Origin of the sequence: Vibrio sp. 10N.286.51.E5, assembly GCF_041469125.1 — a bacterium.
Taxonomy (GTDB): domain Bacteria; phylum Pseudomonadota; class Gammaproteobacteria; order Enterobacterales; family Vibrionaceae; genus Vibrio; species Vibrio crassostreae_C.
On record NZ_JBFRJZ010000015.1, the window covers coordinates 13,015 to 32,029 of the forward strand.

The window sequence follows — 19,015 nt, forward strand, 5'->3', positions numbered from 1 at the left end:
AAAACTTAGTATTTCAACTCAGCTCAGTCTGTTGGCTTATTAAAATCAGCCGCAGTATAACCAAGGCGGTACGGGACAAAAACCAACCAAAGGTAGGGCTATTTAACGCCTTTTTTATTGTGGATTTATGGTTTGAGGAACGAAAAAGCCCTGCTGTACAAATACAGCAGGGCTTGGTGTTGAATCTGTCTTACTTAATCAGCGATTACGCTTGGTTAAGTACTTCCGCTAAGCGTTTCACCGCTTCAGTCAGCTCTTCTGGTTTAGCGTTAGTGAAGTTTAAGCGCAGTGCAGCTTTTGCTTCATCAGCCTTTGGATAAAATACTGGGCTTGGTACAACCGCCACACCATTCGATAATAGAGTTTTAGCCAATTCGAAGGTGTCGCACTCTGGGATCTCAACCCAAATGAACATCCCGCCATCGACGGCTTTTAACACGCAATCTGCAGGCAGTTGTTTCTCTAGCTCTGAGAACAGCACTTCATAACGAGACTTGTACAGGGTGCGAATGTTCTCCATGTGTACGCCAAAGTCTTCATGTTTTAGAAGACCAACAAGCAGTGCTTGCATGGGTACACTTGAGTGTAAGTCAGCGCCTTGCTTCACTTTGATCAGTGGTTCAAGGTAGCTGCGTTTACCTGTTACCGCGCCAATACGTAGACCTGGCGATGCAATCTTAGAGAATGAACGAAGAACGATAGAGTTATCAGGGCAGAACGAAGAAACCAACGGCAGCTCTGTGCCTGTGAAACGTAGCTCACGGTATGGCGCATCTTCAATGAATGCCACGTTGTATTTGATACACAGCTCAGCCACTTTTTGACGAGTTTCTGTTGCCCAGCACACACCGGTTGGGTTGTGAAAATCAGGCACCGCGTAGAACATTTTTGGCGCTTGCTGTGCAAAGCATGTTTCCAATTCATCTAGATTCGGCCCAAATTCGGTTTGAGACACGGTCGCAATGTTTGCTTGAACTATGCCAAACACCTGCATCGCACCTAAGTAGCTTGGTGCTTCCATCACAACCACATCACCTGGATCGACATACGCACGCGCAATCAAATCCAAACCTTGCTGAGAGCCAGTACAAATCATTACCGTGTGTGACTCTGGCAATTGGTAGCTTTGTGTTAGGTGGTCAAGCAACGGGCCGTAACCGGCAGTAGAGCCGTATTGGAAAACTTCAGGCATGTTCGCTAGGTTTTCTAGCGTTGGCTTCATTAAATCGATTGGGAATGTTTTCTCGTCCGGTAAACCGCCGGCCAATGAGATGACATTTGGATCACTTGCGGCTGCGAGGATCTCTCGAATGTATGAAGATTGAATCTGTTGTAATGACTGTGCGATTTCCATGTGTTGTGTCTCGTCGTTTATCGTTTTTATTCTATCGCTTGATATTACACGGCAATTGTAAAAACTAGCGTGTCCGTTTATGCTCTTAAACATGTCCATTTATGCTATTTAAACGATGTCACGTCAACACATATCGCGAATCAATGATGTCCTTTTCCATATTCACCAAGACATCAGTCAGCCTTTGTCTGCCAAAGAGTTATCTGAGATAGCGGCCTATTCAGAACAGCACTTTCATCGCACCTTTAAAAGCGTGGTCGGGGAGTCGTTGCATCAATATATCCGACGCACTCGAATGGAGTATGCAGCCAACCAATTGATGTTTGATACCAGCTCGTCAGTGGTCGAGATCGCCCATAAATGTGGCTTTAGCTCGGTGTCTTCGTTTAGTCGAGCATTTAAAGCGACCTTTAATATGTCTCCGGGCGAGTGGCGTAAACACGATTTACAAGTAGCAGAAAAACCCTATTTGAAAGATCCCGAAGTGGCGGCGGGCTATTTGAATGTGGCGCAGCGAGTATTGCCCGAACCCAAGATCGTTGAAGTGCCTGAACGCATGGCGGCCTATGTTCGACATACGGGTTATAACCGCTCTATTCGCAATGCGTGGTTGATATTGAAAGCGTGGGCGAATTCCGAACAGCGTGATTTTTCGAGCCAATTTGGTTTGCATCACTCAAACCCTGCTTGGGTTGAAATGGATCAGTGTCGTTATGTCGCGTGTATCGCGATTGATGAGCCGATTAAGTATCGTAGCGTAGTTAATCAGATGGTGATTCCGGGCGGCTTACACGCTGTGTTTCGACTAAATGGCCGCTATGGAGAACTGCTACCACAGATCAGTATGGTGTTAGAAAAGTGGCTACCCACATCTGGTTTCAAACAGCGCTCGACTCCCGCGTATGTGCATTATCATCAGAATCACTTCCTTAATAGTGATGAAATATTCGAGCTCGATTTCTACCTTCCCGTGAGCTTTTACTGAGCCTTTACTAGGTTAACCATTGAGTTGGCTCAGTAATTGGTTTTGTTGTGTTTTGTCGAGCGTGATTTTACTCATTTGTTGTGGCTAATTTGCTCGCTCAATGACAGAAAGGCCTCTTATGTTGATGGTGCGATAGGAGAGAAGCTTGTTGATAAACGACTCTAAGTAAATGATGACAACGTACGGATTAAACGATAGCATCCCGCTCTAATTGCAAATAGTTCTTAATATCACCCGATAGAATATGACCATTACCCACAAAGATTATCTGAAAATTGCCTTCCCTTTCATCATCTCAACGGTGACACAGCCTCTACTAGGTGCTGTGGATACCGCTGTTATCGGCCAACTTGGTATTGCTGAACTGATTGGCGGCGTGGCGATCGGCACCATCATTATGAACACCATGTATTGGTTGTTTGGTTTTTTCCGTGTCAGTACCACGGGCCAAAGTGCGATGGCACTGGGTAAGGGAAACCGCACTGATTTGGCGGGTAGCTTGATGCGTCCGTTTGTGCTGTCTGGTTTAGTGGGTTTGATCTTTATCTTGATACAACCACTCATCTGGCAAGGCGCAATGTGGGTGATAGAGCCTGAAGCCAATGTAGCCGAGCACGCGCATATCTACTTCAGTATTTTGATTTATGGCGCGCCTTTCGTGTTGCTTAACTACACCATTATTGGTTGGTTAATGGGACAGGCGAAAGCCAAAGACGTTCTTTATACACAAGTGTTTGGTAATGTGTTGAACATTGTCTTGGATGCGGTGTTTGTACTTTATTTCGATTTGGGTGTCGCAGGTGTGGCTTACGCAAGTTTGATTGCACAAGTTACCACCTTTGCGATTGGTGTGACCTTGGTGATGAAGACCAGCAATATTTCGATCTCTGAGTTCTTGCAAGGCTCGAAGATGACCAAGAAAGACCTATCGACAATCATCTCTTCGAATACCGATCTATTGCTTCGCACTATTTGTATCTTGGTGTTCTTCAACATGATGGCGCGTACTGGCTCTAAACTGGGTACCGATGTTCTAGCGGCTAACGCGATCTTGATGCAGGTGACCTTCATTGTCAGCTATATGTTTGATGGTATTGCCAACGCATCGAGTGTGTTTGCAGGTAAGGCGGTAGGACAGAAGAACCCTTCAATGCTTGATCGTGTTTTAAGGCTTAACTTCCAATGGACGGCAGGTTTCATTGCTGCGTTGACGCTTTTAACCCTGATATTCAAAGACATGATTGTTTTCTTGTTTACCGATATTCCAGCGCTGGTCACGCTGTACCAAGAGATGGCCCCGTGGCTGATTGTGTTCCCGCTAGTGGCTGGCTTTGGCTTAACGGTTTACGGCATCTTTACCGGAACGGGAACCACGCGTCCGGTTAGAGACTCAAGCATCGTGACTTTGTTGGTATTCTTAGCGGTACAGGCATTCACCGTCGATATTTGGGGTAATCATGGTTTGTGGTTGGCGTTTACTCTGTTCTATCTTGGGCGTATTGCGTTCCTGTATCCGTTCATCGCACAAGTTAAGCAGAAGTGTTACCCAGTCGAAGATACCGCTCATGGTGCCATTAACTAAGTAACCTAATCACCACCTGTAATATTTTATGAAAGCGCTTTACTATTTTTACACGATAAATTTAGTGAGTGCTTTTTTGTATCGGTAAAAATCACCTCGAAGGGTCAACACGCCCTAATGAAAATTGGTCAATCAAACAGCAAATAAAGTGCGATGCAGTTCAATGTTCTCTTTTCATCATGTCGGCTAAATGATAGAGTTGTTATGTTATAACATCTATATGTGAGTATCTGCGTGAACACCCCACTTTTGTCTGTTGACCACCTAACGATCAAAACCTCTTCGAGAACCCTTTTCCAAGATATCCACTTCGATGTTTATCGAGGTGAGCTGTTGGCGATCATGGGACCGTCAGGCATTGGTAAGTCGATGCTTTCACGTGCGATTGCGGGTTTTCTGCCAGAAACGGTCGAGGTTGAAGGTCATATTTCTCTGTCTGGTGAAGCGGTATGTGGTTTGCCTATGTTGCAAAGAACTGCCACACAGCGCCCCGCAGTTATCTTCCAAGATGCGCTTCAAGCTTTGAACCCTCTGGTTTCAATAGAAGGTCAACTCTGCCTTTCCTTGACGGGAACTCGCACTAAGCTTAAATCAAAAGAAAAAATTCAAATTACCGAGTTGCTGAATCAACTTGGTTTTCCTAATCCAGAAACCATCTTGCCGTTGTACCCGAGCCAAATTTCGGGTGGGCAACGCCAACGTGTGTGTATTGCGATTGGCTTGCTGAGTAACGCCGATATTATCATCGCCGATGAACCAACCAGTGCGTTAGATCCGGTGACAGAGCAAGAGATACTTAAGCTGATTCGACACAATGTTAAACAGCGTCAAATTGGTGGTTTACTCATCACCCATGACCTGCATAGCGCGTTGGCGTGTGACAAGCTGTTAGTCATCGATGATGGTGGTGTGGTGGCTTACGGTGCACCGAAACATGCACTTGAGTCGAGCTCTCACGCTTTCTGCTGTTCATTGAGAGACTTAATCGAATGAGCTCGACCTTATCACTAAACTCAGAAGCCTCGCCATTAATGCCAGAGACTGATTCAGAAACACAAACACCGATAGAGATTAAGTTCGACAATGTGAGTGTTCACTACTACTCCGTACCAAGTTGGTTGGGTGGTAAAGCGTTCAAAGCGCTACAGAACATAGACCTTAATGTTGAAGACAAAAGCCTAGCAATTGTTGGGCGTTCTGGTGCCGGTAAATCAACGTTAATTGAACTGCTATTTGGCCTTAAAGCGCCAACCGTTGGTCAAATAAACTTGTTCGGTTATTCGCTCCCAATTCGCGATAGCAAAGCGCAAGCAACGGTGTGTCGCTTGATTCAATTGGTGCCTCAAGAGCCCCACACTAGCCTCAACCCTTACTATACCGTTCGACAGATCTTAGCCGAACCTCTAAGTAACTTAGATGTTTCGGGTAATCATGAAGCCATCATTGAAGAGGCGCTTTCAGACGTTGGATTGCCTGCCAGCTTGCTCTTACTGAAACCTAATCAGCTTTCTACAGGTCAAGCTCAACGTGTGGCTATTGCTCGGGCTCTTGTCGTTAGACCCGCAGTGCTGGTGGCCGATGAACCTACTGCCAGCCTTGACCCAGTGAATCGCCAAAGGTTGTTGGACTTGGTTAATTCATTAAAAAAGAAGCGCGATATGCGCCTTATTTTGGTTACTCACGATTTAGGTGCCGCAAAAGCCCTTTGTGAAGAAATACTGGTACTCGACCATGGTGAAATGGTGGAGCACGGACCGACTGATCAAGTGATGAGTAAACCTGCTCATCCTGCGACTCAGATGCTGATCGAGTCTCAGCCTCTTTCGAAATCTACTTGTTAAACACAACCTTATTTATTAAAAAAATACAGCTACAGAGAAAAAATAATTATGCGTTTTAATTCAATCAAACTGGCTTGCACGCTTGCGTTGGCTCTGCCTTTGACGGGCTGTTTTGACTCTCAACCAGGGTCTAGCGATGCCGTAGTAAAATCTGAAATTCGAGTTGCGATGATGCAACCACCAAGAACGGGTTTATCGCCACTTTCTGATGACGCTTTTAAGTTATCTCGTTGGAGCACAGCAGAAACTCTGGTTAACCTGAGCCCAACCTCAGAAGCAGAACCTATGCTAGCAACGGATTGGAAACATCTTGATCCTCTGACTTGGCAGTTCACGATTCGCCAAGGCGTTAAATTCCATGATGGTTCGACATTAACGGCAAACTCTGTAGTGAACTCTCTACAAAAAGCGCTTGAAGCAGCACCTAAGCCGCGCATCCTAGATGGCGTAGAGCTAGAAGTGAAAGCAATGGACAACTACCGCGTAGAGATCAAAACCAGCTTTGATGACCCTCTTCTACCAAGCCGTTTATCAAGCCCTCAATTAGCGATCCTAGCAGCAAGTGCTTATCAAGAAGATGGTCGTGTTAGTCCAATTGGCGCAGGTACTGGCCCGTTTGAGCTGACTGAAATCAACGGCACAACCAGCGCGAAACTGAAACGTTTTGACGGCTACTGGGGTCAAAAAGCGCAAGTAGAATCTGTAATTGCAGAATACGTTCCTAATGGTTTTGCTCGTGCTGCAGCACTGAGAACCGGCACGGCTGACGTCGTTGAAGCAGTGCCCGTTTCACAAATCGCGACCATTGATCCGAACCTACTTTATGAAGTGGCGATGCCTCGTACCAATACGCTTTACCTAAACAACAAGTCAGGCGTATTCAGCGATATTAACTTGCGTAAGGTTGCGGCGGCTGCGGTGGACCGAGAGCAAATCGTGAATACCGTTTATGAGAACCACGCGGATATTGCACAAGGTCTATTAGGTCCTGCACTTGCTTGGGCTGAACCAATTCGACCTGAAGGTCAGGCAGTTGACAAAACGCTAAAAGCGAACGGCGAAAGCATTGTTATCGGTACCTTTACCGACCGTGCAGAGCTTCCAGAAGTGGCAGCGCTACTGAAGCAACAACTTGAAGCGGCTGGTTTCAAGGTTGAGCTGGATATTCGTGAATACGCTCAGATCGAGAACGATGCGCTATCTGGTAAGTTCGACGCGTTTATCCTTTCTCGTGCAACGGTTCTAGATTCGGGTGACCCAGTGGCTTACATGATGAGCGACTTTGGTTGTAAGGGTTCATTCAACCTTGGCCAGTTCTGTTCTCAAGAGGTAGATAAAGCACTGAATCACGCTGACCTACAACCGCTAGGTGCGCTGCGTCAGCAAGCGATCATCGAAGCTGAACAAAAAATCCTTAACGATTTCGCGGCTATCCCGCTGCTTCACGAACGTGTGATTCAAGGTGAAAGTGAGCGTGTAAGCAATGTCGTTCGTGACCCAAGTGAACGTCGCTTGGTTGATCAAACGACACAAGTTAACCCGGCAACACAGGCTAACTAAATAAATGTTATCTGCTGAGACTCTGCGTCGAACTCTATTTATCTTGACGCCTTGGCTATCAAGAATCGCCTCACTGATTGTGGTGGTGATTCTTGTTGGTTTGATGCCTGACATTGCAGGCATCGATCCAAGCCAATCTATTCTGCGGGCTAGGGCGGGGCAACAACACCTGCTTACGCCTGAAGCTTTAGCGGCGGTACGCGCTGATCTTCAGCTTGACCGTTCAGCTATTGAGCGCCTGCTCGACTGGGTAGGAAGTGCTTTTTCAGGTGATCTAGGTGAATCATGGATTGATGGTTCTTCGGTTGCACTAGGTATTCAAAAAACAGCGTCTACATCTCTGTTTTTGATGTCTAGCGCACTGGTGATGACTTTCGTGCTGTGCGGTGCAGGCTTACTTGCCACCTTGCGTAGCTGGAAGAAGGGCAAGCTGGGGCAGAGTTACAGCAGTTTAAGCACCGTATTAATATCCTTGCCAGAGTACGTGGTGGCCTCGGTATTAATACTGGTGTTCTCTATCTGGTTAGGTTGGCTGCCGCCGTATGGTTGGCAAAGTTGGCAAGACATATGGCTACCGAGTTTAGCGCTCGCACTGCCTGCTAGTGGCCTATTTAGCCGCCTACTCAGAGACAGTTTACAACGCGTTTTAAATGAACCTTGGGTGATCACTTGGCTCAGTGCCAACGTTCACTCCAACCAAATTATTCGTTTTGCGCTGAAAAGAGCGCTGAGCAGCCTGATCCCACAAATAGCGATGATCGTGATTGGTTTGACTGGTGGCGCGGTCGCGGTTGAGCTTATCTTCTCGATTCCGGGTATCGGGCGCATGATTCTAGGCGCAGCTAAGGCGCAAGACTTGCCAACGCTGCAAGGCGGCTTATTGGTGTTGCTGCTATTTTCAATTGCCGTGAGCAGCATGAGCTTGTTTGTTCAGCAATTGATTCTTGGCCACAGCCTGAAAAGCGGTAAGCTCATCAGTAGCCACTCTTCGTTTCGTTTTACCCAGAACCGCGCAAAGCGTGTCACTGCTTTTGCGATCTTCTCGTTCCTAATTACTATCGTAGTTTGGGCAGCATTTCGTGACCCATATACCAGTCAATTTGCTCGCTTAGCGGATCCAAGTTGGCAAGCTCCATTGGGCGCAGATGGCATTGGTCGAGACCTACTGGCGAGAATTGGTTCTGGTATGATTGCGACCTTCCAAGCCGGCATATTGGCAACGTTCTTGAGCTTGGTGACGGGCATCATCATGGGTTTCAACACCCGCTTTAGCCAAGGCCTTATCGAGATCACTAAGGGTATCCCATACATCATTGCAGGCTTGCTTGTTGCAGGCTTAACGGGGATGAATCCGAACAGCGCATTAATCGCGATTGTATTGGTGTCGTGGGCGCCGCTAGCTGCACACTGCTCAAGCTTGATCGTAGAAGCCAAGGCTCAACCTTATACACACCTCGCGCCACTATGGGGCACCAGTAAGCTTAGAATCTTCCGTTTCTACTTGCTTCCGTATGTGTTGCCACCGTTGTTAAGACACGCGATGTTGAGGCTACCGGTTATCACTCTAAGTCTGACCTCGCTGAGCTTCATCGGATTAGGGGCAAAGCCACCAACACCTGAATGGGGTTTGATGATCGCAGAGAACCTTCCATACATTGAGCGCGCGCCATTAGCAGTCATGGGGCCAATTGTTGGGCTGATCTTGTTGGGTGCAGCCATTAACTTGATGTTTGATGACTAACGTAAAGATCCGGTCGCTGAGGTTTCTAAATTGACGATCCGATTGGGTATTCGATTTAGCATTTATGTTGTAACCTTAGCCCTGCTTTTTAGAGACGCTTTTTGATCGGCTCGAAAGTTAAACAGGCCCTAGTTAAGTGTAAAGGATTCAACATGTATCTCGTTTTGTATTGCCACAATATTGGTATGACCGACTTTTCTTTCTTTGAGACGGAAGATTTCGATAAGGAAGATGGCTATATCGTGCGAGGCAAATGGCCGAACGAGAAAGCGTTCCGTGATTACTTAACCAAAGAGTTTGGTGACATGAACGAGTTCCAAGTGATCGACTTAATCGCCAAAGGCGCAGAAGCAGAACACTACTCGCCAGAAGAGTTGGTGCGCTTAGCTCAGTAGCCGCTAGCTCAGCAATATCTAGCTCGGTAATACGTTTAAATCGAATAAACAAATGGCAGCCTGATTGGGCTGCCATTTTTCGTTTTAAGCTAGAGCACGTTGCTCGCAGTATGAGTGGATCTACTGCGCCACTTCGTCCACCAAGTACAAGATTGATTGATACGGAATGCCACTGTGGTGTGATAAACCGATCTCACAGGTTCGGCTGTTACTAAAGCCACGAGTGCAGTTGCTCGGCACTTGTTCCTTGAGTGGGTGTACCGCCGCCTCATTCAGCTCTGGTGTAGTGAAGCCTTTGTCACCTGCCCAACCACAACATTGAATATGCTCTGGAACAATCACCTCTTCGGTACACGCTTTAGCAAGGTTTAACATCGCGCCTTCTAAGCCCATTCGACGAGAGCTACACGTGACATGCAGCATCACGGTTTCTTGTAGCGGCTCAAGCGTCAGATGTTCAAGCAAATATTGATTCACAAACCTTGTTGGCTCTAACACCTCTAATGGCTTGGTGAACTGTTCAATACTGCGTTTAGCACATGGGCTGGTATCCATCAATATTGGGTATTCACCCTGACGACTGGCTTGCCATAGCACTTCTTCCAACTGCTGAGCCTTCGACTGTGCTAAGTCGGTCATTCCTTTGCTGTCGTAAGGCATACCACAGCATTGGTCATCTAGCTTCTTCGGAAGAATCACCTCAAATCCCGCTTTGTTGAGCAAAGACATGGTCACTTCAGTTAGAGGACGTTGGTCGCCCGCATCGCTTTGTTGCCCCATGGTTCGACTTGCACAGGAAGGGAGGTAAACCACCTTCTTATGATTGCTTGAAGATTCTGCCGTCACGGGTGATGAGGCAAGCGAGTGACTATTGGATTGCGGCATCTCTGGCATCCAAACTGGTGTCGCGCCTTTGGTTATTGAGCGCAAGCCATTGGTGAGCTTACCAACTGTATTTGCGCCTAGAACCTTATTCGCAACTTGATTAGTTTTGAGGCCAGCCTTGGTCAGCTTGGTGGTGGTTGAGAAGTGCTCCGCTGTCCACTTAGCAATTGGTGTGAACTTCTCATATTTGGCGATACGAAGCTTCTTCACTAAATCGCCAGTGTTGATGCCCACGGGGCAACGCTCCGCACATAGGCCTGTTGCAGCGCAAGTATCAATGCCTTGGTATTCAAAAGTCTTCTCTAGCTCGCTGGCTTCTATCTCTTCGCCTGCTGCTCGGCGGCGTTGTAGCTCGCGATATAAAACAATACGTTGGCGAGGTGATAAAGTCAGCGTGCGAGAAGGGCAAACAGGTTCACAGAAGCCACACTCAATACAGCGGTCGACTAGATCATCGGCAGCAGGCATCGGCTTCAGGTCTGTGATGTGGGAGTTTGGATTGTCGTTGATGATAACGCCAGGGTTGAGCAGTCTTTCTGGGTCAAACAGTGCTTTGATCTGTTGCATTAAGGCGTAGCCATCTTTGCCCCATTCCAATTCCACATAAGGCGCCATGTTGCGGCCAGTACCATGCTCTGCTTTCAGAGAACCTTGGTATTTCACTGCAACCAGTTCGGCAACGTCATCCATGAAACCGCCGTAGCGATCGATTTCTGTTTGGCTGTCGAAGCCTTGAGTAAATACAAAGTGCAGGTTGCCTTCGAGGGCGTGGCCGAAAATGATCGCTTCGCTGTAGTCGTATTTATCGAACAACTCTTGCAGCTCTCGAATACCGTTAGCCAGGTTTTCAACAGGGAAAGCCACGTCTTCGATGATAACGGTTGTGCCAACTTCACGAACGGCCCCAACTGCTGGGAACATGCCTTTTCGAATGCCCCACAGGGTTGCAACAGTCTTTGGATCGGACGTAAAAGGGACCGATTCAACAATCGTGTAATCAGCCAATGCATCCAAAATTGATTTACATTGTAAATCTAAGTCCTGCTGGGAGCTGGCGTGTGATTCCACCAAAATAGCCGCCGCTTCTAAATCTAGGTTTGGCATAAACGCAGGCATACCCGGTTTATCCGCGACAGAACGTAGCGCCCTGCCGTCCATCAACTCAACGGCTGCAACCGGAGTTTTGGATAATGTAGTTACGGCTTTACTTGCTTGCTCGATGTCGGCAAACACCAATAGCGCTGAAGCTTTGTTCGGGTGTTCAATCACCGTGTTGTAAGTGATCTCGGCTATGAAGCCTAGTGTGCCTTCTGAGCCAATCATCAGGTGTTTTATGATCTCAATTGGATCGTGGTAATCGACCAATGCATTGAGCGCGTAGCCGGTGGTGTTTTTAAGACGGTACTTGTGGCGGATTCTGTCTGCCAGTTCTTGATTTGAAGCTGTTTGTTTATGTAACTCAACAATGCCTTCAAACAGTTCTTTATGTGATTGCTTGAATGCCTCAACGCTTGCGTTATCAGCCGTATCAAGCAGGGAGCCATCACTCAATACGATTTTCATGCTCTCAACGGTGCGGTATGAGTTTTGCGCGGTACCACAACACATACCACTGGCATTATTCGCTGCAATACCACCGATTTTACAGGTATTGATAGAGGCTGGATCTGGGCCGATTTTACGTTGGAAAGGGGCAAGGTATTTGTTGGCATCAGCACCAATCACACCCGGTTGAAGGATGATCTGATTGCCGTTGTCGACGATTTCGTGGCCACGCCAGTCATCAGTCAATGTGATGAGCACCGAGTCTGAAACCGCTTGCCCTGAAAGGCTGGTGCCCGCGGCGCGAAAGGTAAAATGAATCCCCAGTTCGCGACAGCTTTGAATAGTGAATATCACTTCATCTAAGTTTTTCAGCCTTAGAACCATTTTCGGTACCAAGCGATAGAAACTCGCATCGGTGCCGTAAGCCAAGCGCTTTGCCTCTTGTGTGACAATGCGTTCTGTTTCTATTCTTTGAGCCAGTATCGCTTCAAGCTGCTTATAAGCTTGTGGATCTACTACTCGCTCATGGGATGTGTTTGTCTCCATCTTTGCTTCCTTGTGCTTCTTATTTGGCACTGATTTGCTTTTTTTTTTTTATTTTATTTTCCAGTGCTTAAACGGTGTCACAACGGCAGTGGAATTGCTGTGACACCGATTGAACTTCAGTCTAAGTAGACCAAAGCATTAGTCTGAACCTAAATCAGAATCGTGGCCGCTTAATCTAGCCCCACCAAAGATTCACGAGTTAAGTCTTTGATTGTCTTGGCGCCTGTTAATGTCATGGCAACGCGCATCTCTTTGTCGTAAAGGTCGAGTAGCTTCTCAACGCCGGCTTGTCCTTGCGCTGCTAATGCGTAAACGAAAGAACGGCCAAGCAAGGTGCAGTCTGCGCCCAATGCCATCATTCGAACCACATCCAAGCCAGTACGAATGCCAGAGTCGACCAGAATTTTGGTGTCGCCTTTAACTGCATCAGCAATCGAAGGCAGCGCTTTGGCACTTGATAGAACGCCGTCAAGCTGGCGGCCGCCGTGGTTTGAAACCACAATGCCGTCTGCGCCAAATCTCACCGCATCCTTTGCATCTTCTTCATCAAGAATGCCCTTGATGACCATTGGACCGTCCCAGAAATCACGAATCCACTCTAGATCTTTCCATGAAATCGACGGGTCGAAGTTATCACCTAACCAACCGATGTAGTCTTCCAGCTTGGTAGGAGAGCCACGATAAGTAGAGATGTTGCCTAGGTCGTGTGGTTTACCCAGTAAGCCGACATCAACTGCCCAGCTAGGATGACGCATAGATTGGAATACGCGGCGTACTGCTGCATTTGGACCACTCATTCCTGAGTGCATGTCACGGTAGCGAGCGCCGGGTACGGGCATATCCACGGTGAAGACCAATGTTGTGACGCCAGCGGCTTTAGCGCGTTCAAGAACGTTCTTCATGAAGCCACGGTCTTTTAACACGTAAAGTTGGAACCACATTGGGCGTTCAATCTTAGGTGCAACTTCTTCAATCGGACATACCGACACGGTCGACATGGTAAAAGGGATGCCTTTGTTGTCGGCGGCTTTTGCTGCTTGTACTTCACCGCGTCTTGCGTACATACCCGTTAAACCAACAGGCGCCAGTGCGATTGGCATCGCTAGCTTCTCGCCAAATAGTTCGGTTTCCAAATTTAGGTCCGACATGTCGTTGAGTACGCGTTGTTTTAGCGCAATCTCAGCTAGGTCAGCCGTGTTGCGACGTAGGGTATGTTCTCCGTAAGAGCCACCATCAATGTAGTGGAAAAGAAACGGTGGTAATTTCGCTTTTGCTGCGGCGCGGTAATCAGTCGATGCGGATATGATCATAATTTCAGTCCTAAATTCTTGGGATGTTGCTCTTCTTTGAGAGCTTGGTTTGGGCTGCTTTAATTCGGGAAAATGGCGTTAATACCCATGGGTGTTGATGTGCTCTAGTATCCATCCCGGAACTCATCAACTGTCTTATTAGACGGTGTCGCTGTCGGGGAATTGAGTATTAACGCCAAGTGCTTTTGAACGACTTATGGTTTACATAAGTGCGTCGGTCATTTTGAATCCGTAGATAACCACTAGGCCGATGATGCCTGTCATCACCAAGTAGTAGAACGTTGGAATGATTGTCTTACGTAGGGTTGCACCTTCGCGTCCTAGCAAACCAACAGTTGCTGATGCCGCTACCACGTTGTGAATCGCAATCATGTTACCTGCTGCTGCACCAACGGCTTGTAGAGCAACAACCACCGCACTAGAGATAGTCAGAGTCTGCGCTACTTCGAATTGGAACTGGCTGAACATCATGTTTGAAACTGTGTTCGAACCTGCAATGAAGGCACCTAATGCACCAACCGTTGCACTCAATGCTGGGAATGCGCTACCAACGAGGTCAGCTGCGAAGTTTGCCGTGGTTACGGGCATACTTGCTAAATCTGCGCCGTTCACACCAGAGTTAATGAAGATACGAACCATTGGGATGGTGAACACCAACACAAAGCCTGCGCCAATCAGAGTCTTGCTCGATTCACCGAAGGCTTTAGCCAGTGGCGTTGCGCTGCGAGATTGCATGAGAACAGCAACCAGCGCGACGAAGACCAAGATACCGCCCGGTAGATACAGAGGCTGAATCGCAGTGCTCACACCGGTTTCACCAAGGATGTTGCTGAACGATAGGCTAACGCTCTTCAGTAGGCCTTTGAATTCAGGGCTCACGCGGCTCGCAACCAAGGTCACCGCTAGCAGCACGTATGGTGCCCATGCCATCGCCATGCTCATCTTCTTATGGCCTTGATTGTTGTCGTCAAGGTCGATTTTCAGAGAACCTAGCCATTCTGCAGGCCACTTGTCTTCGCTCTCAAAATCCCATTTTGATTTTGGTACGAGGAAGCCACGTTTTGCTGCAGTAACCACAATCGCAAGGCCAACCAAACCACCAATCAGTGATGGGAATTCAGCGCCTAGGAAAACACCTGTTAGTGCGTAAGGAATAGTGAAAGCAGCACCTGCGAACAGTGCGAACGGCAGGATATCTAAACCTTCAGTCCAGCTTTTGTTCTTACCGAAGAAGCGAGTCAGCATCATTGCCATCAATACAGGCATCATCACACCAACAGAAGCATGAATTAGCGCAACGCTTGACGTGATTTGTTGTAGATAAGCATCCCATGTTGAGCCATGAGCAATCAGGCTTTCACCGATGTTGTGCGTGTCCAATCCTTTGTTCACACCAACGATGATAGGTGTACCAACCGCGCCGAATGACACTGGCGTAGATTGGATCATCATGCCCATCAGTACCGCAGCCAGCGCAGGGAAGCCGATAGCAACCAGCAGTGGTGCAGCGATGGCAGCTGGTGTGCCGAAGCCAGATGCGCCCTCAATGAATGAACCGAAACACCAAGCAATGATGATTGCTTGAACACGACGGTCAGCGGATATATCAGTGAATCCGTTGCGGATGGTGGTGATAGCTCCGGTGTGTTTCAAAGTGTTTAATAAGAAGATGGCGCCGAACACAATCCAGAGAACCGACACTGTAATGCCGAAGCCTTGGAATACAGAAGCCAGCACGCGAGTGCCAGACATGTCCCAAGCAAGTAGGGCGATAGCAACGGTTAAGGCAAATGCCACAGGCATCGCTTTTTTTGCAGGCCAGTTAAGGCCAACCAGCAGAATCGCTGCAACAACTATTGGTGAAAATGCCAATAGGGCTAGTAGAGTTTCACTCATGGGTACTTCCTCGTACTGTTTTCAAACGTTCATGTTTGAAGTAAAGATCACGTTATGGTTTGTCATTATTTGAATCGCTTTGGCCTCTAAACGGGAACCTTCTTTAGGCGAATCTTGTAATTGGAATGACTGTTTTTGTAATTGTTTTGTTAATTTGGCGTGAATTTACCCCTTTATTTTTTATTGATATAGGGAAATAATGAAAATAATTAATTCCAAAATTGGCATAATCAGATGCGAGCAGACGATTTGATCCTGTTTTCACAGGTGGTAGAACTAGGCAGCTTCAGTAAGGTGGCAGAGCAAAATAACCTTACAAATTCGGTAGTTAGTAAGAGAATTGCGCGTTTAGAGGAAGAGATTGGCGTGCAATTATTATATCGAACCACGCGTAAATTGACCTTGACTGAGGCGGGCAAGGCAATGTTACACGGGGCCAAAAATGTGAAGCAGGCAGCTCAAGAGGCTATGGACGCAGTTTCAGGCTTTGGTGAAAATGTCAGTGGTCATATCAAAATGTCAGTGCCTACTATCTCCGGAGATTTGATTCTCGCAGACGCTGTGGCCGAGTTTTGTAATATGCACCCAGGTTTAACGGTCGATATGTCTCTGAATAATCGCTTTGTCGACTTGGTTGAGGATGGTCTCGATTTGGTGATTCGAACCGGCTACTTGGAAGATTCAAGCCTCATTGCTCGTCATATATTGGATTCACAATGGGTGGTGTGCGCTTCGCCGTCTTATATCGCTAAGAACGGTAAGCCGATGCTACCTAAAGACTTAGTGCAACATAACTGTCTGCAATACGCGTATCAAACAACGGGTGCCAGTGAATGGCAGTTCCTGCATAGTAAAGACGGATGTACTGACAACGACAAATACATAGTGCGTGTCTCGGGTTCATTTTCTACCGATAACGCCACGGCACTTCGTAAAGCTGCGTTGGGCGGCCATGGTGTGGCGTACGTGCCACGTTGTCTGGTGTATCATGATATTCGCAACGGCCAGCTGGTGGACATCTTCCCTGATTTAGTCGGTAAAAAGCTGGGTATTTATGCGGTGTACCCCTTTACGCGCCAGCCACCGAACAAGATTAAGTTATTGATTGAACACATCAGAACCCGTTACCTGACGATTTCACATTATTTTTAATAAGGATCACGATGAGCTATCTAAAAGAGTATCCAGTCACCAACAAACAGATCGTCAGCGATGACTATTTTGGCCAGATAATCGAAGACCCGTATCGTTGGTTAGAAGATGATAGAAGTGACGAGACCGCGCAGTGGGTAGCGAGTCAAAATGAGGTCACGTTTGATTACCTTGCTCAAATTCCGTATCGCGCTGAACTGCGAGAGCGATTGGCGAAAGCGCAAGACTACAAAAAGAGCTCGCAGCCGTTTGTGCGAGGTGATTACACCTATTTCTATAAGAACGATGGCCTGCAGAATCACAGTATTCTCTATCGTCAGAAAGAGGGGCAGCAGGTTGAAGTCTTCTTAGACCCGAATACCTTCTCGGAAGACGGCACCACATCTCTAGGCTCGGTGTCGTTTTCTAAAGACTACAGCTTAGTGGCGTACAGCATTTCTGAAGGTGGTAGCGACTGGCGCAAGATCTTCGTTATTGATACCGAGACTAAACAGCAGCTTGAAGCCGAAATCACTGACGCTAAATTTACTGGTATTTCTTGGTTGGGTAATCGCGGCTTTTATTACTCTAGCTATGACAAGCCAGACGGCAGTGAACTCTCTGCTCGTACTGAGCAACACAAGCTGTACTTCCATGAGTTGGGTACAGAGCAAGCTAGTGACAAGGTAATCTTTGGTGAGAGCAACGCTGAACAACACCGTTATGTGTCGGGCTACACCACGGAAGACGATCGTTACCTAATTATTCTTGGGAAAGAATCGACATCAGGTAACAGACTGTTCTATATCGATTTAGATTCAGAGGCGCAATCGTTGAACACGCTGATTGACCATGTTGATAGCGACACTTACCTCATCGATAACCAAGACCAAGTCTTCATCTTATACACCAACTTAGAAGCACCCAATGGCAAGGTGGTGAGCTTTGATACTCGCGATGGAAAGTGGCTTGATATCATCCCTGAGAAGCCACAGCCACTGGACATCAGCACTGGTGGTGGTTACTTGTTTGCGCACTACATGGTGGATGTGGTGTCTAAAATCGATCAGCTGGATTACCAAGGTAACTTAGTTCGAGAACTTCACATGCCTGGGCTGGGAACGGCCAGTGGCTTAGGTGGTAAAAAAGAGCAAACCCAGCTTTATTACACCTTTACCAACTATGTCACGCCACCAACGATTTTCTCATTCGATGTCGAAACTGGCAGTTCAGAAATCTATCAGCGCTCTGAGTCTCCGTTTGAATCGGACAAGTTCGAGTCTAAACAGGTCTTCTATACCTCAAAAGATGGTACACAGGTTCCGATGCTTATCTCTTACAAAAAGGGATTAAAACTAGACGGTAGTAACCCAACCATGTTGTACGCCTATGGCGGTTTTAATGTCAGTCTGACGCCTTCTTTCTCAGGTACGGTAGGCAGCTGGCTAGAACTTGGTGGTGTGTATGCAGTGCCTAACTTGCGTGGCGGCGGTGAATACGGTAAGGCGTGGCACAAAGCTGGGACTCAGCAGCAAAAGCAGAATGTGTTTGACGACTTCATTGCTGCTGCGGAGTTCTTAATCGCAGAAAACTACACCAGTAGCGACAAGCTAGCGATTCGTGGTGGGTCTAATGGTGGCTTGCTGGTGGGGGCATGCATGACACAAAGGCCTGAGCTGTTCCAAGTGGCTTTGCCTGCGGTTGGTGTGTTGGACATGTTGCGTTACCACACATTCACGTCTGGTGAAGGCTGGGCGTACGACTACGGCACATCAGCACAAAACAAAGAGATGTTTGAATACTTACTTGGCTATTCTCCCGTTCACAATGTGGTGCGTGGCGTTGATTATCCGGCGACTCTTGTTACGACCGCTGATCACGATGACCGTGTGGTACCTGCCCACTCTTATAAGTTCATTGCAGAGCTGCAAGACAAGCATGAAGGTGGTGCGCCTGTGATGGTTCGTATTGATGTTAATGCAGGGCATGGCGCCGGAATGCCGCTCAGCAAAGCGATCGATCTCACAGCCGATATCTACGCATTTACTCTGTTCAATATGGGGATTGAGTCTCTAGATTCACTTTAGCGAATGCTTGATTCTAGATAACGGGCTATTTTACTCAGACCAAAAAGCCTCAAATCTGCCTTAGATTGAGGCTTTTCATATATATGAAAACCAATCAAAACTGCACCATATTTCCTTCACTTTCACACACTGTTTTCCGTGATAGCCGCCACCATTA

The 19,015-nt window shown here is 47.3% G+C and carries 13 protein-coding genes; 9 read left to right on the top strand and 4 right to left on the bottom strand.

Translation table 11 applies throughout. The annotated features are described in order from the left end of the window. Window positions 1-205: 205 nt before the first annotated feature. Entirely contained in the window at window positions 206-1,354 is a 1,149-nt protein-coding gene (locus AB4161_RS05020) for a PLP-dependent aminotransferase family protein (RefSeq protein WP_372082919.1), read from the bottom strand. 115 nt (window positions 1,355-1,469) lie between these two features. Here AB4161_RS05020 and AB4161_RS05025 point away from each other — a divergent pair, with 115 nt between their 5' ends. From AB4161_RS05025 to AB4161_RS05055, 7 genes are all read left to right on the top strand, one after another. Next, window positions 1,470-2,339, top strand: a complete 870-nt coding sequence (locus AB4161_RS05025) for a GyrI-like domain-containing protein (RefSeq protein ID WP_050620166.1) — start codon at window positions 1,470-1,472, stop codon at window positions 2,337-2,339. Window positions 2,340-2,583: 244 nt separating this feature from the next. Beyond that, entirely contained in the window at window positions 2,584-3,921 is a 1,338-nt protein-coding gene (locus AB4161_RS05030) for an MATE family efflux transporter (protein WP_372082920.1), read from the top strand. Window positions 3,922-4,155: 234 nt separating this feature from the next. Further along, window positions 4,156-4,914 carry an ATP-binding cassette domain-containing protein gene (locus AB4161_RS05035; RefSeq protein ID WP_372082921.1) on the top strand — a complete coding sequence of 253 codons (759 nt, stop codon included), beginning with the start codon at window positions 4,156-4,158 and terminating at the stop codon, window positions 4,912-4,914. After that, a complete protein-coding gene (locus tag AB4161_RS05040) occupies window positions 4,911-5,762 on the top strand; it encodes an ABC transporter ATP-binding protein (RefSeq protein ID WP_372082922.1) in 852 nt (283 codons plus the stop codon). Before AB4161_RS05035 ends, AB4161_RS05040 begins: the two co-directional genes overlap by 4 nt. A 48-nt stretch (window positions 5,763-5,810) precedes the next feature. Further along, window positions 5,811-7,322, top strand: a complete 1,512-nt coding sequence (locus AB4161_RS05045; protein WP_372082923.1) for an ABC transporter substrate-binding protein — start codon at window positions 5,811-5,813, stop codon at window positions 7,320-7,322. A 4-nt stretch (window positions 7,323-7,326) separates the two neighbouring features. Then, on the top strand, window positions 7,327-9,063 hold the full coding sequence (locus tag AB4161_RS05050) for an ABC transporter permease subunit (protein WP_372082924.1): 1,737 nt from the start codon (window positions 7,327-7,329) through the stop codon (window positions 9,061-9,063). 152 nt (window positions 9,064-9,215) lie between these two features. Next, window positions 9,216-9,458 carry a hypothetical protein gene (locus AB4161_RS05055; protein WP_017061558.1) on the top strand — a complete coding sequence of 81 codons (243 nt, stop codon included), beginning with the start codon at window positions 9,216-9,218 and terminating at the stop codon, window positions 9,456-9,458. A 120-nt stretch (window positions 9,459-9,578) separates the two neighbouring features. Here the strand turns inward: AB4161_RS05055 and AB4161_RS05060 are convergent, their stop codons facing one another. From AB4161_RS05060 to AB4161_RS05070, 3 genes are all read right to left on the bottom strand, one after another. Then, window positions 9,579-12,434, bottom strand: a complete 2,856-nt coding sequence (locus AB4161_RS05060; protein WP_372082925.1) for an FAD-binding and (Fe-S)-binding domain-containing protein — start codon at window positions 12,432-12,434, stop codon at window positions 9,579-9,581. A gap of 170 nt (window positions 12,435-12,604) precedes the next feature. Further along, window positions 12,605-13,744 (bottom strand): FMN-dependent L-lactate dehydrogenase LldD, encoded by a 1,140-nt coding sequence (gene lldD / locus AB4161_RS05065; RefSeq protein WP_372082926.1) that lies wholly within the window; start codon window positions 13,742-13,744, stop codon window positions 12,605-12,607. Between the two features lie 201 nt (window positions 13,745-13,945). Further along, on the bottom strand, window positions 13,946-15,640 hold the full coding sequence (locus tag AB4161_RS05070) for an L-lactate permease (protein ID WP_017061561.1): 1,695 nt from the start codon (window positions 15,638-15,640) through the stop codon (window positions 13,946-13,948). 234 nt (window positions 15,641-15,874) lie between these two features. Here AB4161_RS05070 and AB4161_RS05075 point away from each other — a divergent pair, with 234 nt between their 5' ends. Together AB4161_RS05075 and AB4161_RS05080 are read left to right on the top strand one after the other, a co-directional pair. Then, the gene (locus tag AB4161_RS05075) at window positions 15,875-16,792 is read left to right on the top strand and encodes a LysR family transcriptional regulator (RefSeq protein ID WP_048611944.1); all 918 of its coding nucleotides are present in this window, start codon (window positions 15,875-15,877) and stop codon (window positions 16,790-16,792) included. 11 nt (window positions 16,793-16,803) lie between these two features. Continuing rightward, on the top strand, window positions 16,804-18,858 hold the full coding sequence (locus AB4161_RS05080) for a prolyl oligopeptidase family protein (RefSeq protein ID WP_372082927.1): 2,055 nt from the start codon (window positions 16,804-16,806) through the stop codon (window positions 18,856-18,858). Window positions 18,859-19,015: the final 157 nt, after the last annotated feature.

Bases quoted from the DNA above. Each gene is read 5' to 3' on its own strand.
- AB4161_RS05020 (WP_372082919.1), bottom strand. From the start codon at position 1,354: ATGGAAATCGCACAGTCATTACAACAGATTCAATCTTCATACATTCGA.
- AB4161_RS05025 (WP_050620166.1), top strand. From the start codon at position 1,470: ATGTCACGTCAACACATATCGCGAATCAATGATGTCCTTTTCCATATT.
- AB4161_RS05030 (WP_372082920.1), top strand. From the start codon at position 2,584: ATGACCATTACCCACAAAGATTATCTGAAAATTGCCTTCCCTTTCATC.
- AB4161_RS05040 (WP_372082922.1), top strand. From the start codon at position 4,911: ATGAGCTCGACCTTATCACTAAACTCAGAAGCCTCGCCATTAATGCCA.
- AB4161_RS05045 (WP_372082923.1), top strand. From the start codon at position 5,811: ATGCGTTTTAATTCAATCAAACTGGCTTGCACGCTTGCGTTGGCTCTG.
- AB4161_RS05050 (WP_372082924.1), top strand. From the start codon at position 7,327: ATGTTATCTGCTGAGACTCTGCGTCGAACTCTATTTATCTTGACGCCT.
- AB4161_RS05055 (WP_017061558.1), top strand. From the start codon at position 9,216: ATGTATCTCGTTTTGTATTGCCACAATATTGGTATGACCGACTTTTCT.
- AB4161_RS05060 (WP_372082925.1), bottom strand. From the start codon at position 12,434: ATGGAGACAAACACATCCCATGAGCGAGTAGTAGATCCACAAGCTTAT.
- lldD (WP_372082926.1), bottom strand. From the start codon at position 13,744: ATGATCATATCCGCATCGACTGATTACCGCGCCGCAGCAAAAGCGAAA.
- AB4161_RS05070 (WP_017061561.1), bottom strand. From the start codon at position 15,640: ATGAGTGAAACTCTACTAGCCCTATTGGCATTTTCACCAATAGTTGTT.
- AB4161_RS05075 (WP_048611944.1), top strand. From the start codon at position 15,875: ATGCGAGCAGACGATTTGATCCTGTTTTCACAGGTGGTAGAACTAGGC.
- AB4161_RS05080 (WP_372082927.1), top strand. From the start codon at position 16,804: ATGAGCTATCTAAAAGAGTATCCAGTCACCAACAAACAGATCGTCAGC.